The organism is Euryarchaeota archaeon, assembly GCA_016207515.1.
In the GTDB taxonomy this organism is placed as follows: Archaea; Thermoplasmatota; SW-10-69-26; order JACQPN01; family JACQPN01; genus JACQPN01.
In genome coordinates this window covers 79,967-96,966 of sequence record JACQPN010000021.1, presented here as the reverse complement: position 1 = coordinate 96,966, position 17,000 = coordinate 79,967, and the positions used below count along the sequence as shown (strand labels likewise).

Annotated in this window: 10 protein-coding genes; 4 read left to right on the top strand and 6 right to left on the bottom strand. The window is 61.5% G+C overall.

Features of this window, described 5'->3' with window-relative positions:
• Positions 1-83: 83 nt before the first annotated feature.
• Genes HY556_08950 through HY556_08940 form a run of 3 tightly spaced genes read right to left on the bottom strand, consistent with a single transcriptional unit; the run spans position 84 to position 3,425 of the window.
• On the bottom strand, positions 84-2,279 hold the full coding sequence (locus tag HY556_08950) for an elongation factor EF-2 (protein ID MBI4393906.1): 2,196 nt from the start codon (positions 2,277-2,279) through the stop codon (positions 84-86).
• Positions 2,280-2,338: 59 nt separating this feature from the next.
• Positions 2,339-2,992 carry a 30S ribosomal protein S7 gene (locus HY556_08945; GenBank protein ID MBI4393905.1) on the bottom strand — a complete coding sequence of 218 codons (654 nt, stop codon included), beginning with the start codon at positions 2,990-2,992 and terminating at the stop codon, positions 2,339-2,341.
• 4 nt (positions 2,993-2,996) lie between these two features.
• Positions 2,997-3,425 carry a 30S ribosomal protein S12 gene (locus HY556_08940; GenBank protein ID MBI4393904.1) on the bottom strand — a complete coding sequence of 143 codons (429 nt, stop codon included), beginning with the start codon at positions 3,423-3,425 and terminating at the stop codon, positions 2,997-2,999.
• Positions 3,426-3,556: 131 nt separating this feature from the next.
• Between HY556_08940 and HY556_08935 the strand changes: the two genes are divergently transcribed.
• Entirely contained in the window at positions 3,557-4,273 is a 717-nt protein-coding gene (locus tag HY556_08935) for a hypothetical protein (protein MBI4393903.1), read from the top strand.
• A 146-nt stretch (positions 4,274-4,419) separates the two neighbouring features.
• Here the strand turns inward: HY556_08935 and HY556_08930 are convergent, their stop codons facing one another.
• Together HY556_08930 and HY556_08925 are read right to left on the bottom strand one after the other, a co-directional pair.
• Positions 4,420-5,937, bottom strand: coding sequence for a hypothetical protein (locus HY556_08930; GenBank protein ID MBI4393902.1), 1,518 nt, complete (start codon positions 5,935-5,937; stop codon positions 4,420-4,422).
• A 92-nt stretch (positions 5,938-6,029) separates the two neighbouring features.
• Complete coding sequence (locus HY556_08925) at positions 6,030-6,515, bottom strand: hypothetical protein (GenBank protein ID MBI4393901.1); 486 nt, start codon at positions 6,513-6,515, stop codon at positions 6,030-6,032.
• Positions 6,516-6,671: 156 nt separating this feature from the next.
• Here HY556_08925 and HY556_08920 point away from each other — a divergent pair, with 156 nt between their 5' ends.
• Positions 6,672-6,875, top strand: coding sequence for a hypothetical protein (locus HY556_08920; GenBank protein ID MBI4393900.1), 204 nt, complete (start codon positions 6,672-6,674; stop codon positions 6,873-6,875).
• Between the two features lie 1,310 nt (positions 6,876-8,185).
• On the opposite strand, the gene HY556_08915 is transcribed toward HY556_08920, so the two are convergent.
• Positions 8,186-9,295: an acyl-CoA dehydrogenase family protein gene (locus tag HY556_08915; GenBank protein MBI4393899.1), complete on the bottom strand. Its 1,110-nt coding sequence runs from the start codon at positions 9,293-9,295 to the stop codon at positions 8,186-8,188.
• A gap of 99 nt (positions 9,296-9,394) precedes the next feature.
• Here HY556_08915 and HY556_08910 point away from each other — a divergent pair, with 99 nt between their 5' ends.
• On the top strand, positions 9,395-11,269 hold the full coding sequence (locus tag HY556_08910; protein ID MBI4393898.1) for an aldehyde ferredoxin oxidoreductase family protein: 1,875 nt from the start codon (positions 9,395-9,397) through the stop codon (positions 11,267-11,269).
• A gap of 132 nt (positions 11,270-11,401) precedes the next feature.
• Positions 11,402-16,948: a hypothetical protein gene (locus HY556_08905; protein MBI4393897.1), complete on the top strand. Its 5,547-nt coding sequence runs from the start codon at positions 11,402-11,404 to the stop codon at positions 16,946-16,948.
• Positions 16,949-17,000: the final 52 nt, after the last annotated feature.

Genomic DNA, 17,000 nt, shown 5'->3' with positions numbered 1-17,000 from the left:
ACGCTGGCCATCAGCCAGAATAATAGTCCGCCCCGTCAGAGCCCTCGTAGGAAGGCGAGGACAAGCGGATCACGTAGCCGGCATCAGCCGGCGTAGTAATCCGCGCCATACGGGTTCTCCGGCAGTCCCTTCCTCTTCCTGATCTCCTTCGTCACCTTCTCCTGCAGTTCATGCGGGAGGTTCTCGAAGCCCGAGAACTCGGTCGACCAGAGGCAGCGCCCTTGCGTGGCGCTCCTGATCGCGGAGGCGAATCCGAAGAGTTCGGCGACGGGCGCTTTCGCGTGGATGATCGTGAGGTCGCCCTCCTGATCCATGTTCTCGATGACGCCACGGCGTTGCTGGACTTCTCGTGCTGCAGCGCCCATGACGTCTTGCGGGACCGAGATGTAGACTTTCTGCTTCGGCTCTATGAGGATCGTCTTCGCCGTGACCATCGCGCCGTACAGCGCGTTCCTGGCGGCAGGGATCACTTGCGCGGGGCCCCTGTGGACCGCGTCCTCGTGGAGCTTCGCGTCGTGGAGAAGGAACTTCGTGCTCGAGACCGGCTCGCCAGAGCGCGGCCCCTTAGCCATCGCCTCTTCGAAGGCCTCGATGATGAGTTCCTTCGTCTCGTGGAGGTACTGTATCCCTTTGGTCGCGTCGATGAACACGTTCGTGCCCTTCGTGGTGAAAAGGCCCTTCGCGAGGTCCTTCTCCCAACCGAGCTCGACGAGTTTCGGGATGAGTTCCTTGATGTTCTTGGTGCGGCCTTCGGGGATCTCACCGGCGTGTAGCGCCTCCACGAAGGCGGCTTCGAGGGGTTCCGCCGTGACGTAGAACTTGTTGTGCTTGTTCGGCGACTTCCCTTCGAACGCCTGAGGGCTGCGGCCCTGGACGGATTCGCGGTAGACGACGATAGGCTCCGATGTCGAGATCTCGACCTTGTGCTCGTTCTTGATTCGGTACTCTGTGATCTCCAAGTGGAGTTCGCCCATTCCGCTCATCAAGTGCTCGCCCGTCTCCTGGTTGATCTCGACCTGGATCGACGGGTCGGCCTTTGCGACCGAGCGCAGGACCTCGACGAGCCGGGGGAGGTCCTTCGTGTGCTTGGCCTCGATGGCGACGGTCACGACGGGTTCGGACACGTGGACGATCTTTTCGAACGGCTCCATCTCCTCGGCGGAGACGGTGGCTCCGGCTATCGCGTCCTTCAAGCCCACGACGGCCGCGATGTTCCCGGCCGTCACTTCCTCCGTCGTTATCCTGTCCGCACCGACGAGCATACCCACCGATTGGACCGTGTTCGTGCCGGGAGAACCGCTAACGTAGAGCTTCTGGCCCTTCTTGATGGAGCCCGAGAAGACGCGCCCGACGGCGACTTCGCCCGCGTGCGGGTCGATGATTATCTTCGTGACCATGTAGGCAAGCGGCCCCTTCTCGTTCGACGAGAGGAGCGATTTCCCGATGTCGCTCGCAAGGTCCCCTTTCCAGATCTGCGGGATACGGTACGCCTGCGCCTTGTGCGGCGGCGGGTGGTGGTGGATCGACGCGTCGAGCACCACTTGGTGTATCGGGGCTTTTTTCGCGAGTTCCTTCTGCTGGCCGTCGTGGCAGTAGTTGTAGATGTCCTTGAAAGTGACGCCGGACTTCTTCATGTACGGCACGCTGATGGCCCAATTGTTGAAGGCCGAGGCGAAGAGCACGGTGCCCGCCTCGACGTTGAGCCGCCACGGTTTCTTGAGATCGTCCGGGAGCTGTCGTTGCATGAGGTCGTCGACCTCGGCGATGACCGCCTGGAACCGTTCCTGCATCTGTTGGGGCGTCACCTTGAGCTCGTTGATGAGGCGATCGACCTTGTTGATGACGAGGATCGGGCGGACGCGCTCGCGAAGCGCTTGCCGGATGACCGTCTCCGTCTGCGGCATGACACCTTCCACCGCGCAGACGAGGATGAAAGCACCGTCGATGGCACGCATCGCGCGCGTCACGTCGCCACCGAAGTCGACGTGACCTGGTGTGTCGATGAGGTTGATAAGGTATTCCTTGCCGTCGTAGACGTGGACCATCGACGCCGCGGCCGCGTTGATCGTGATGCCGCGCGCCTGCTCCTGCTCGTCGTAGTCGAGCACGAGTTGCTTACCGGCGAGCTCCTCCGACATCATCCCGGCGCCCGAGATCAGGTTGTCGGAGAACGTCGTCTTTCCATGGTCGATGTGCGCCGCCGTCCCGATGTTCCTGATGTATTCGGGCGCGTGCATCAATAGGCGGGCCTTTGCGATGTTATCCTCTTTGCGTCCCATGTTGCTTACCAGCTGGTTTGGAGATTTTCGTCTTGCGGTCAGCGTCTACGGATTGACGCCTACCTCGCGCTCTTCGCGACCCGCTCCAGTTCTTCCTTTCTGGCGACGGCTGCCGATTCCATCTCGCCCTTCGACGCCTTGATTATCTCGTCGGCAAGACACTGGGCGACCGGTTTCGGGTTCTTGAAACTCGCGGTCGTGGCACCGATGGCGATGTTTCTGAGCGCCACGTCGAGTCGCCGCGAGGGCGCGACGTCCACTGCCTTCGGCACGCTGATGCCGCCGTACTTGAGTCGGGTGACCTCCTCACGCGGGGCCGCGCGCTCGATCCCCGTGACGAGGACCTGGACCGGGTTCTGCTTGGTCTTCGTGTTGATGATCTCGAAGGCGTCCTTCACGACGTTATACGCCTTGCTTTTCTTCCCCGTGTAGTCCTCGCTCTTCATCATGACGTTGATGAGGCGCTCGACGATGTTCACCTTCTGCTTTGCGAAGGGCCGGTTCGCGTGGCGCGCTCCCGTGTGGGGCGTGTAGATGGGGTCGAGGTTCACGTACTTGCGTAGCGACATGTCCTTGACCTCGACTTCCGAGAGGTCCCACCTGCCGAACATGAGGAAGTTCTGTGTCTTCTTCTTCGGCGGCGCTTTCTTCTCCTCAACGGGAGGAGTCGACGCTTCTCCTTCTGCGGATTCCACGGGGACCTCGTCTACCATCCATTCACCTCATCGGTTTTTCTTTGCGTCCCCGAACGAGTTCAAGGAGCGACACGTTGTTGACCTTGATGACCTTGTAACGCACGCCGGGGATGTCGCCGTACGAACGGCCCATGCGGCCGCCGATACCTTCGACAAGCACCTCGTCGTGTTCGTCGATGTAGTTTATCGCACCGTTGCCGGGCGCGAACGCCGTGATCGTGCGGCCATTCCGGATGAGTTGGATCTTCACGCACTTCCTGATGGCGGAGTTCGGTTGCTTTGCCTCGATGCCAACTTTTTCGATGACGATGCCGCGGGCCTGGGGGATGCCACCTAGCGGGTCAGACTTCTGCTTGAGACGGAGCGTGCGGCGCTTGTAGTACCTGTCGCTCCACTGGAGGCTCGCCCTGTCCGTCTTGAGTTTACGACCCGAGTATAGGCCCTTTGCCATGAGTTCACGTCCTTGTGAATTGAATGCCCGCCCCGAAAGACACTTTAACCGCGCCTCGGCCGGGTAGGCGAGTAATAGGCTTCCTCTATTTAAGAGTGGGGGGCGGGCGCCCATGGAGGAGGTGGTGCTAAATGAGGCGCAGCGGATTACGGCTCGTGACGGCCGGCATCCTCGCCGCCACTGACGTTATCCTGCTCCTGTCGGGCACCGCCGCGGCGCAGCAGATGACCATCCGCATCGACGCGGTCGAGATCCTGAAATCCGACGGGAGCTCCGGCACGAGCGAGAAGTTCTTCGACATGCGCGCAGAGTCCATGGTCACGCAATCTCTCAAAGTGAACGTCACGGCATCTCAGTTCGGATGCATCCCGAGCGCCTCGTCGATGAGGATCAATCTCACGGCCGCCACGCCGAACCTGCTCGATGGGGAGAACGTCACTACCGACCCGACCTTCGTCGACCTGCCGATACCCGCTCAACCGGCCTTCGTCGGGCCCGAGATCGCCGGAGGCACCCCGTACTACGCTGAGAAGGGGTTCAAGTTGAAGGTGCTCGAACCACCGGTCAATGTCAGCCTTGAGCGCACCCTCACCGTAACCGGCTCTTATGGCGGCGGGATGCCGGAGGGTTGCGGCTCGGCGGGCGGGGGACCGGAGGGATTCGGGAAGGTCACCGGAAAACTGGAACTTAGGTATCGCGTGGATCCGGTTCCGGGGAGCATGGACTTGACGGAAGAACTGCCCGACTTAAGGAAGAACGAGACGTCGCAAACGAATCCGACTCCCGGGTTTGAACCGCTACTTCTTCTTGGGCCCCTCGCGGCCTCGCGGACCCTGCGCCGAGCGTGAGCCGAGGCTCGAGGAGAAGTTTTGGACACCCAGAAAAAAGCGAAGAGGTGTTGCCGACCGTCTTTGCTGGAGAGTTCGGGTGTCCGTTCGGAAAGATACTACCATCCCGTTTCTCCGACGCGCGATTCGCACCCGGATCACTCGCGCTAAAACACCGGCACCATCTTTTCGATGCTGGAAACCGGGCCAATCACTCGCACGATGGCACCTGTGCGCGAATCCACGATCACGCTCGCGGGAAATTGTATGCCGGCCGCTGCGTCCCCGGTGGAAGAGAAGCCCTGGAAAAAAAATTCATAATGATAGCGGTCGTCGAGGGGCAATTCGCTACCTTCCTGTCCACGAACGGCAACGGAGCTCCGGACCGTAAGCCATTGGAATTCGGTTCCAATGATGTTCGCGGCGGCCTCGAAACTGTTCGCGATGGTCCGGTGCGAGGAGGTCAAATCGCGGGGCGCCGGCACGGCGCCCATCCTCGCTTGTGACTCCGTCACGCTGAGGACGTCCATTTTCGCAGCATTGCGGGTCTTTTGCACCTGGATGTGATAGAACTCTCTTGCTCCGGGCTCCGAAAAATCGATTCCTATTTGAAACCCCTGTTCCAGAGTTTGGTTCCCTATAGGTGCAGGCGCTGGCAGGACCGCACCACCCCCCGGCGGATTACCCAATGACCCACGAAGGCGTGCCTTTGGGTGGCTATCGAGAAAGGCCGCAAACGCCTGGTCGTTCCCACGCGCGTAATCGTACGCCTCTTCAATCGTTATGTTTCCGATTGAGCGCTGACCTGTCGGCGGAAGAACGCCCACACTATCATATTCGCCATCCACGCGACCTTCGACTACCTGGCCACCGCTCCATGCGTACGCCTTAGAACCTGTACCGGGTTCGAAGGCTTCCAAGTCATACAAGAGGCCCGCGATCGGGTGCTCTATTCGGCGGGGAAAAGGCGTTGGCGGGCAGAAATCAACGAGGGACGGAACGGAGAACAATATGCCGAAGCGATCTTCGCTAATCCATCCTTGAGATGGCGATAGGCGCCAGCATGCACCCGAGCCGGATTGGCCAGTGACCTCCGCTAACTGAACCCGTTGATCCCGGGGTTTTCCATTCTCGAAAACCTGAACTTTAATTTCGGAGGGCGGGGATTCGAAGGCGTCAAGCGCTCCAATCATGTACGGCGGTGGAGAGTCGCGTCCTGCGAAGAGTAGATTTCGGAGCGGGAAACATTCCAAGCCGTCGACCGTTTGCATTACTGAACATGGTTTTAGGAACGCTTGCAGTTTCCCTGACGTTCGCGAGACATAGACAACGGCGGTGGAGGATGTTCCGTTTCCAAAATGTTGGAAGACGATCGGCACCGCCTCAAGGGGGGCTCCGTCAGGAGGATGAATGGTGGTCGGTGGTTCAATGCTCACGTTCATCGAACCGGTTCTCCTTCCTTGTTCCATCACTTTGTACGAAGCCCTGGCCCCGGTATCGAGTTCCTTCCACTCCCATCCTTTAGCCGGCTGCGGATCGAGCGCCTGGGACTGTTCCGAGAAAGGAACTATGCATCCGGCGATGCCCAGAAGCAGAACCACGCAGACTGCGGCGGAGACGCTTGATGTGAGGGCACGATAGGGACGATTTTGTTTCGTGCCCTTGATTCTATGGATCGCGACCATCTCCTTCTCATGAAAGGTGGCACTTGCGTCTGATAGCGTTTCTTGTCACATAATAGGGATTGGGCGGGGTTTATCCCCGCCCCTCGAGAACACTAGCTGCAATCCTGAACCGGCGTGCCGGCAACGATGACTAGACCATATGTAGCGCCGCTCACGAACCAACAAACGCCTGCGTCGACCACTGGCAATGTGGTCTTAGCCATGGTATTGCAGCCCCATACGGAGGTGAACGTGCAAGTGTTCACTGCGCCCCAACCGTTCCTCACCTCTCCCATGCCGGCGACCGCTCCTTTGTGAAACCCGTATCCGGCGATATTTATTGGCGACCAACACGTACCAAGTTGGGGGTAGCCAGGGCACGAATTCCAGAATGATCCCCAGTGACTCTTGCTTAGCGTCACGCATTCAGTGAGGACGCAGTTCGTTCCCATGGTGACGACGAGTTCAGGAACTTCGATGGGCCCTTCCGGCATTTCGGGCGAAAGCTTCTGGACCGCACCCGATACGCCCGCCAGGCCGGTTCCGCTCATGCTCACGATCACTGCCAACGCCGTTACCGATTTCCAACCGTGTCTCATGTTTTCGCTTCCTGGATTGGAATAGGTGGCGTTGCCAGGAAAGGACGCCAGCCTGCCGGCCCACCTCCGATTCCAAACCCAACCCCACAATGTGGAATTGTGGTAAATAACTTTCCACAAATAAAAACAAAGCGCCGGGGGTGGTGCCGCCAGCTTGTGTCGCGAAAGACCGCCACGCAACCGAAGCCCCGTCTCATCGATCGACAGAATCGCGTGGCGCTCCCCTCCGAGATCATGTCATTGTTGGACGCTGCGGTCGGCGACTACGTCTATTTTGAAGTCTACCAGGGCAACGTCACCCTTCGAAAAGTCCGATGGGTGCCGGAACGTGGCAGAGAAAACGCTGACCGTCGCGCGTGATTGGCCGAAGGAGAAGTGCCCCTCGCCCAGAAGTTTTGGACACCCAGAAAAAAGCGAAGAGGTGTTGCCGACCGTCTTTGCTGGAGAGTTCGGGTGTCCGTTTGTTTTGCGTGCCTTCGTGAGAAGCGGTGTTGCCGACCGAGTCTCATTTGCGGGGTTGCCGTCGGGGACTCGCGTCCCCTTGGTCGCGGCTTTCGCCGCTCCCGACCCGCTATCATGGGTTCTCGCGGAGTATTAAAAGAAGTTTGGGAACTTTCTATTCGAATCCGCTGTGCCACGGTTGGGGGTTCATAAAGGCGCCTTGTACGCCCCTTCGGCACGGGGCGCCTCAGCGTGGAAAACTGCGGATCGGCAGGGGGGGCCGGCGTGTTTCACGACCGAGACCCATTTTTGGTCAAGTTTTTTGCCGCCGCTAGGCGGGAAAAAGGTTGGGGGGAACCCGAAACGATTGTTAGGTGTTGCCGTACCTGTTGCTGGAGAGTCGCGGGTTCCCCCCGTGATAACTCTTTCCGACGGGTTGCCGTCCGTCGAAGCGGACCGAAGTCCGCGCGACCAAGGTGACCGCAGTCACCGGGGCCGGCAATACCAGTTACGCTTAGGGGATAAAAAGGAGTTTGGTGAGTTTCTATTCGAATGTAACCGGCGCGGGTTACTTTGGGGTTGCATCGCCCGACCGGTTCTACATGAGTTCTCTCGCTAAACACTAGTTGGATCGCCGACCATTCGACTAAATCTCAACCTAAGTTGCGATATTTGCCACAAACCTTAAGGTGTGAGGCGTTGAATATCTCTTGTCGAGTCGGGCCTTGCCTCCCCCTCGATCGCTTCGCCTCCAACGAAGTGTTGCCGACCTGTTGCGTTTTAGGGCCGACCCGGGCCCCATTTCTTCCCGGAAAACAGCGGACCACGAGTTTTCCATATACGTATAAGTACGTACTAACCCGCTAGGATGCAAGGCGCGCCGAGCGCTGGCCCCAATAGGTCCAAAGGCGCGAAGGCGGGCCCGCGGCCCCAAGGGGGCCGCGTTTTTGGTCCAGCTTTCTTGCGCGTCCCAAAGGTGCCCCTACCGCAGAAAAAGATGGCACCCAGTCGAAAGGTGTTGCCGTACCTGTTGCTGGAGATTGGGTGCCTATCCGAGATCTGGCCGCGAATGCGGTCAGACCAACATCGGAAGTTGTCGCGGCTTCAAAACCTTTTGTGGCGATTCAATATGAGTCGTCCGTCACTTGGACAATTTCATACGACGTCGCGAATCAAGGTTCGCGCGGACGCGCTTTGCGGAAAAGAGGCTTTCAGACGGGGAAGCTCACTTACGCTTCCTGCGGGAGCCCCAATTGCCTTGCTATTACCATCCTCTGGATCTCGCTCGTCCCTTCGAATATCTCCCAGACCTTCACGTCGCGAAGGTAACGCTCGACGTTCGCCTCCGTCGTGTAGCCCATCCCGCCGTGGATCTGTACGGCCTTGAGGCACGCTTGCGTGGCCATCTCCGTCGCGAACAGTTTCGCGATGGAAGCCTCCTTCGTGAAGCGCACTTTTTGGTCCTTGAGCCACGCGGCCCTGTGGCACATGATCCGGGCGGTCTCGATGTTCATGGCCATATCCGCCAGCATCCATTGGATCGCCTGGAAATCGCCGATCGGGCGCCCGAACTGCCTGCGTTCCTTAGCGTAGGCGACCGAGTCTTCGAGCGCCGCCCGGGCGATTCCGATCGCGCCCGCGGCCGCGAGGACCCGGCCGCTGTCGAGGGTGGCGAGGGCGATCTTGAAACCTTCCCCTTCGCGGCCCAGGAGGTTCTCCTTCGGCACGCGACAGTCCTCGAAGAACAGGTTCGACGTCGGGCTCGCCCGCAACCCCATCTTGTGCTCGGGCTCGCCGGCTTTGAGGCCGTCAAACCCCTTTTCCACGATGAAAGCGCAGATGCCCTTGGCGCCCAGTCTCGGATCAAGCGTCGCAAAGACTATGATCGTGTCCGCCACGGGGCCGAGCGTCACCCAACTCTTCGTGCCGTTCAACACGTAGGAGCCACCGTCCTGTCGAGCCGTGGTGGTGAGGCTCGCCGCATCGGAACCCGAACCGGGCTCCGAGAGCGAATAGGCGCCCAAGTGTCTCCCCGAAGCCAGCGGTTTCAGGTACCTCTCCTTCTGGTCGTCGGTGCCGAAGGCGTGGATGGGCCCGCACGTGAGGCTGTTGTTCGCGCCGAGGATGGTCGCGTGGGTCGCGCATACGCGCGTCATCTCCTCCGCCGTGATCGCGTACGATATCGTGTCCGCTCCCGCCCCACCCCATTCGCCCGGGATCGCGACCCCCATGAGGCCAAGCTCGCCGGCGCGTCTTACGGTCGCCCACGGGAACTCGCGCGTCTTGTCGATGCGTTTTGCGACCGGCCTGATCTCTTTTTCGGCGAAGTCCCGGACCATCCGTTGGATCGCAAGATGCTGTTCGTTCAGGCGGAAATCGACCACGGCCCACGATACCTCCAAAGCCTTTTAACCACTTTGCCACCCTATCTTCCAAGGATGAGCTACCCGCGTGACCTCGCCATCGTCGACCTCACGAAAAAGACGGTCCACGTCGAGGAGATCCCGGATTCATTGCGGCGGATGTTCCTCGGCGGCCGGGGGTTGAACGTCTATTATCTCAACAAGTACCTCCTCCGCGGCGTCGAGCCTTTCTCTCCCGAGAACCTCGTCATCTTCGGGGCGGGGCTTCTCACAGGCACGATGGCGCCGTCGTCTTCGCGCATGAACGTGACGGGAAAGTCCCCGGAGACGTTCATCCTCGGCGATGGCAACATCGGCGGCTTCTTCGGGGCCGAGATGCGTAGTGCCGGGTTCGACCATCTGATTGTCAAGGGAAAAGCCGAGAGGCCCACGTACCTGTACATCAAAGACGGAAAAGTGGAGTTCCGTGACGGGACCCCCTATTGGGGCCACGAAACGCTGGAAGTCCAGGAGATGATCCGCAAGGACTTCGGCGACACCCGTGTCGAGATGGTCGTGATCGGCGTCGGAGGCGAGAAACTCGTCCGGTTCGCGGCCGTTCGCTCGGGATACAAGCGAAGCGCCCGCACCGGTATGGGCGCGGTCATGGGATCGAAGAACCTGAAGGCGATCGTGGCGACCGGAACCGAAGCCCTCCCCGTCGCCGACCCTGCGACACTTCTGGTCCGCGGAACCGAGATCCATCATTACGTCGGCTCATCGAAGGTCGCGAAGGTCTTGGGCACCGTCGGCACCGCGTTCCTCTACGACACGTCGAACGCAATAGGCGCGATCCGTACGAAGAACAGCCAGCTCAACTCATGGGTCGACGAACTCGACAGCGAGCACATCGAAGGCCAGGTCGAGAAGATGGTCTCATGTTCCAGTTGTTTCGTGCACTGCACGCACAGGAACACGCTCGGCGGCGAAGGGCCGGAGTATTCGACGACCGGCATCATGGGCGCGAACATCGGTGTGTTGAAAACCGAGCAACTCATCGAACTCAACAATATCTCAAACGATGTCGGGTTCGACACGTCGAGCCTTGGGACCATACTCGCATGGCACATGGAACTCTACCAGCGGGGAATCATCACGAAAGAGCAGACGGGCGAACCCCTGCTTTGGGCCGACGAGGACTACGAAGGGGTCAAGCGATGGATCGGCAAGATCACCCGCCGCGAAGGCTGGGGAAACGTGATGGCGGAATCGACTCGCGCCCTTCCGATGGGCCTGGTCCCGCCGATGGCCGCTGATTACCTCATCGCGGTGAAGGGCCTTCCTCAAAGCGACCCGCACGACGTGCGCTACCTCAAAGCGTTCGGGCTCGGCCTCGCGGTCGCATCGCGTGGCGCGGACCATCTTCGCAACCGACCGACCTTGGAGATCTTCATGAACCTCCCAATCGAGACCAAGGAGAAGATCTACGGCAAAGGCGTCACGCGCGACCCCACCATCTACGAGGGCAAGGCGCAGACGGTCGCCTTCAGCGACGACATGTTCGCCGTCGTCGACAGCGCAGGCATCTGCAAATTCGTGACCCACGGCTTCAACAGCCCGCATCTTGTCGACTTCGAGATCGTCCGCGAACTCACCGAACACACGACCGGCATCAAGCTCACACGCGAGGAGACGATCCAAGTGGGAAGGAACGTCATCGACATGGAACGGCTCTTCAACGTGCGCGAAGGCGTGACGCGGAAGGACGACACGCTCCCCAAGCGTTACTTCGACGAGCCGATGCCTTCGAGGCTCGCGAAGGGGCATCGGATCGAAAGGGCGGGGTTCGAGAAGATGTTGAACGAATACTACGAGATACGAGGGTGGACACGGGATGGGATGCTTAGCCCAGAGCGCCAGCGCCAACTCGAATCCGTGATCGCGAATCCTCCTCGCTTGATGCCCGCATAGAGTCTCGCGCAAACCAAGGCATCGACCAAGCATCCATGTTGGTCGTCACATGCAACCTCCCAGTTGACCTCCCGAAAACGCCTTACACTACCCCCCTAATCCCTCCACTCAAGGGTATTAGAGGCAGGCAGGATGAAGCGGGCGACGGGACGGCATCAAGCGGGAGTCTTGGGAAGGCGGGCGGACGCCCTCCTTCTAGTCTTGTTCCTCCTCGCCTCTTCGCTTCCTTTTCCTGCGTCGGCCGCTGATGATGCTTGTGCCGGCGGCGTCGATGCCGGGCCCGACGCCTCCACAGCCGCGCTCATCTCGACGCCGACGACGTGCGGCGGCGAGATGGATCCGATCGACGACGCGGACGCGTACAAATTCAGCGCGACCGCGGGAGAGCGCGTTACGGTGCGTGCGACTGGTGTTTCGAACGTGACGCTCCTTTCCCCGTCAGGCGCCGAGATGGACGCGACCGACGCGTTGGACGTGCACGGTGGGATGGGCGTCGAGGCGGTGGCGGGCGAGACGGGCGACCAAGTGGTGATCATTCGCGGCTCCGGCGCGTATTCCTTGGATGTCGCGGTGAACGACCCGGTACAGACGGATTGCCTCACGGGCGGTGTCGACGCGGGAAGCTTCCTTCGTAGCTCGGCGCCCATCGCGCTTGCCTTCGGCTCGAGCACCTGCACAGGCCGTACCGACACTTGGGATGCGCGCGACTTCTACCGCATCGATATGCTGCCGTTCGAGTGGATCAACCCGAAACTCATCGTTGCGGGCGGCGCGGACGGTTCGTATGTCATGCGCCTTTGGGACTGGAACGGCACGCTTCTCGTCACAAGGCCGCTGATCTTTGGGATAACCGGCGACATCGGGTTCCGGGCGCAAAGGGCCGCGCGGGTGGTGGTCGAGGTGGACCACGTGAGCGGCACCTTCTTCGACTACCAGATGCGCCACGAATGGTTCCCGGATGCGTTCAACGCGCACCGCTGGTGCCCGGGCGAGGGGTTCGACGGCGACGGGACGGGGGTAACGTTAGCGGACACGACCTGCTTCGGTTTCATCCGTGGGAACGAGACCTCGGATTCGTACACCATAGGCGTGGATGCAGGCGACAAGATCGTTGCGAGGGCGTCATCGGGCGCGACCTCGGTGCGCCTTTTCGACCCGACCGCCACCGAGCGGATGGACGCGTTCTACGTCGCGGAGCAGGGTTTCTCCGGCTTCGAGTTCACCGCCGATTCGGGCGGCGACTGGACCGCGGTCATCGAAGGGTCGCGCGATTACGAAGTGGATGTGTACGCCTTCGATCCCGCGACGCAAGACGACTGTGGCACCGGTGTCGACGGCCCGAACCTTCGCTCCAACGCGACGCTCATCACGGTCGCGAACGGCGCGACGCTTTCGTGCGACATCACGATGACGGCACGCGACGACGTCGACGCGTTCAAGTTGGACCTCGACCGCGGCGACCGCCTCGACTTCACGCTCACGTGGGACCCGAGCGACATCACGGACGTCGACATCGATTTCTACTCGCCGAACGGGAGCCTCGTCGAGCACTTCGAGGCTCCGGGGCAGGACGGGGGCAAGGTCGCCTTCGCGGCGGCCCCCTCGGCGGGTATCCACACCCTTGCGATCATCGGCGTCGGCGAGCATTCGCCGAATGGAGAAGCGGGCCGTTTCGACCTCGCGATCGCGCGAAGCCCGTTCGACGAGTTCGACTGCTACACGGGGCGCGACGTCGGCGAGTTTTCGGGTGTGCATACGGGCGACGATGAGCCGTTGAACGTGTCCTACCCCTTCGTTTGCCCCGGCGTGATCCACGAGGTCGGAAGCTCCAACCCCGCGGACGCGGACGACTACCAGTTCCATTCCCCCGGAGGCCCCATTTTCGCTCTGAGCCAGCGCGAGTACGGCCTCAACACCTCGCTTGTCCTACGAAACGCCACGCGTGTGATCAAGGCCCAGGTCACGAACAACGACAAGGGGACGTTCTACCTCGAGTCGCCGTCGCTTCCGGCCGGAGACTACTCCATCCACATCTCGGGGGAAGTGGGGAAATACGAACTGAACGTGACGGGCATCCGCCCGATCGGACCGTTCCCTTACTGGGACTGCAACGGCTCCGGCGACGTGGGCAGCATTGCCCGCGCATTGCCGTTCACGGGGCTTGGAAACGCTAGCGTCTCTTGCGTAGGCTGGCTCCACCCGGACGGCGACACACTCGACACGTACTCGTGGAGCGTATGGCGAGATTGGCCCCTCAACTTCACGATCGCCCTTCACGATCCCGGCACGGTGAGGGTCGTGAGGACGGTCGACTTCACCGAGGTCCAGCGCAAGGAAGGCTCGGGCACGGTCGTCTTGACCAACAAGCTCGTCCCGTTCTTCGATTACGACGACGACGGGGCCACCGAGATCGACCGCATCGAACTCGTCTCGGCGCCCGGGCCTTTGAGGTACACGTTGACAGTCACACGCGGTCCCGCGCCGACGGGCGGGGATTGCGGGACTTCGACGGACTCCTCGACGACCTCACGTGCGACTCTTACGTCGGGCGTGACCTGCACGTCCCATTTCGTCGACGGCTGGACCCGGGGCCTAGGTGATGGGAAAGACGGTTACCAGATCGCCGCCGACGATGCGGACATCGTGCGCCTCGAGGCCTCAATCCAGGGGCACAGTTATTCGATGAGCACGAACCCCGGCCCCGACTTCGGTCTTCGCCCCTCTGGACCGAGTGTGCTCGACACGACTTTCCAGATGACGGGCGCGGGCCCCTTGAAAATCGATGTGACGCCCAGCCAACCTGACGTCAAGGCGTACGAGACGTTCTGTTGGGACGGAAGCTGCTACACCTACCCATCCGAGTGGTGGGACACCCAGTCGACCGCCCCGTTCGATTATTGGGTGAAGGCGAGCGTCACCGCGAACGCCCGTCCGGTGCTCGCGCTTTCGAACCTGACGACGTTCGTCCAGGACGGTGACCCGATATCCTTCGACGTGACCGTCACGGACGCCGACAACGACACGGTGAGGCCCTACGTCTTGTTCGGCGACGACGGAGACTACAACTTCCCGTACGGGTACCAACTCATGCCCACACCGCAACAGGGCCCATCGGGGACGACGTTCCACTTCCAGACGACGCCGAGCGGCCACTCATACTGGGGTTCCTGGTCCTTGAGGATCAACGCCTTCGACTCCCACGATGTGCCGGCGCTGTCATCGCCAGGTAACACATGGGTATCGTCCTACCGTGGCGATTGCTACGACGGCCTTGGCGATGCCCCCGCGGACGGCCAGGCCTTCACGGGGACCTGTAACGCCTGGCTCGGCACCCAAGGCGACCTCGCCGACAAGCTCCTTTTCGAGACCGCCCCGGGAACGCGCGTCACCGCTAGCGTCTCTTCGGGCGTGGGCTTCAACATCACGTCCCCCGAGGACGTGACCCGGTCGCCTCTAGCCGGCGTATTCCGCGATTATTCACAAAGCGGCGGCATGTACATCATCAACGTCGACCCCGCGGGCGGGTATTCGCGCGATTACACGATCACGATGGGCTCGATCGTGGCCGTGAAGCCGACGGGCGCGGTGTCGCTCGTCGGGCCCTCGTCCGCGACAAGAGGGCAGAGCGTCTCGTACGTTGTCCGGACCGACGACCTCGACACGGAAGACGTCGATGTCACGATCGATTGGGGCGATGGAACGGCGCCGACGGCGTTCAGGGCGGGGTGGGCGACGAACTACACGCGTAACCACACCTACTCGGGGACCGGGACGTATAGCATCACCGCGAACGGGACGTCGCGCCTCGGACGGACGCTAACGGGGAGCCTCCGCACCGTCGACGTGGTGGCGCTTCCGGATTGCCAAGGACCGGGGGACGCGCCCGCCGAGGGCCGCAGCTTCACGACATCTTGCAAGGGCTACGTCGGCCACGAGGACACGGAGGACCTTCTCCTGTACGCCGCGCCCTCGGGGACTCACCTGCGATTCAACTTGACGAACGCCACCTTCGAAGTGACGGCGCCCGACGGATCGCATCCAGCCGTCATATCGAACGTCGCGCACGATTACGCTTCGAGCGCCGGCACGTGGACGATCCGCGTTGCGCCGACCAACGCATCGGGCGATTTCATCTACAACGTAAGCGTGAACGCGACCAACGCCCCCGCCCCCACGGGCGTCATCACCGGTTCCTTCCCCGCCTTCTGGCCTGTCCCGGCGGCGATGCCCGTCACCTTCACAGCGGTCGACCTCGATTACGAGGACGTCAACCTGAGCGTCGACTGGGGCGACGGCGTCGTGCAACGCGTCCCCGCGGCCGGTTATTCACCGTCGGGGAGCCCGCTATCGCCCACCCACGCCTACACGGCCGCCGGAAACTATTCGATCAAGGCCACCGGCGTCACGCGAGACGGCGCCGCCCTTGGGGAGCTTACGCGAAACGTGACCGTCTTCCGGACGGACGATTGCGGGGCAGGCGAGGCTCCGAACTCGAATCCATGGCAAGCAGGCCGCCACTTGAGCGGCCAAAGACCCGCGCTCGAGGAGGGTCCCGCATGTTGGGGAAGCGTCAACGCGTCCGACACGTTGGATTACTATTTCATAAACAGCGTAGCGTACGGCGACTGGTTCTCGGTCTCCGTCTGTCCGACGCCAGGACTCTCTCTCGACCCGCTCCTTTACCAGGTCCACGCGGGCGTCGGCGCCGCCACGATAACGGGCGAAAGCTTCTCCGCGGGATGCTGGGTGCTAGCGCCCGCGACGCTTCTCATCGCCTCAAGCGACAGCTACATGCTGCGAGTGATGCGCTCCTCCGGCGCGGGCGCTTACAACGTGACGCTCGACATCCGCGAGAACTATTTCGAGCAGAACGGTCTCGTGCGCCCGCCCCCCGTGGGAACGATCCTCGCCGAGCCGCCGTCGAACGAGACGGGAAACGGCACCGGCGGGAACGGCACACAAGGCAACGGCACGCAAGGCAACAGCACGGGCGGCAACGGGACGGGGAACGGATCCGGTCCCGCCACCACGGAGTCGTATTCCTTCGGCGATTCCAGCGAGGGTTTCGTGAGGGAGAACAACGGCCTTTGGAGCGACGTCGGGTGGGAGATCCTAGGCGGCCGGATCGGCCTCAAAAGCGACCGCCAGGACCCAAGCGACGAGCGGTTCGTGCACCCTTTGAACGGCACATGGAACCAATCTTCTGGAAGCTTCAACGTCTCCGCGCGCTGGGCCACGAGCAGCCAGGGGAATTGGCAGGGCGCGGTGCCGCTTTTCATCGGGGAGTCGGGCCTCGCCGATGCCGTGAACGGCAGGAACTCCCTCGCCGTCCACTACCAGAGCCGCGACTGGAACCTTGGACAGAAACCGGAATACTACCTCAAGTACCGGGACTCGAGTGGCACTCTGCGGCTCAACGCGAAGTTCGTCGGCGAGGCGGACACCGAGTACCGGTTCGCGTTCGATTACGACAACGTGACGCGCCTCCTGACGATGCGGATCCTCTCCGCGGCCGGCGAAGAGCTTCTTTCCGCATCGTACACGACCGGTGCGCAACCAGGCGACGGCTTCCAACTCGGGAAACTCGGCGTAACGTCGGACGGGTGGAGCGGCACGATGGAGAGCGCGGTCCAAGCATGGGTCGACGACATCGTTGTCTCGTACCGTCCGGCATCTTGAACGGATGGCCACGCGGGGAGCCGACATTTCGGATGAGGAAGGGGCCGCACCA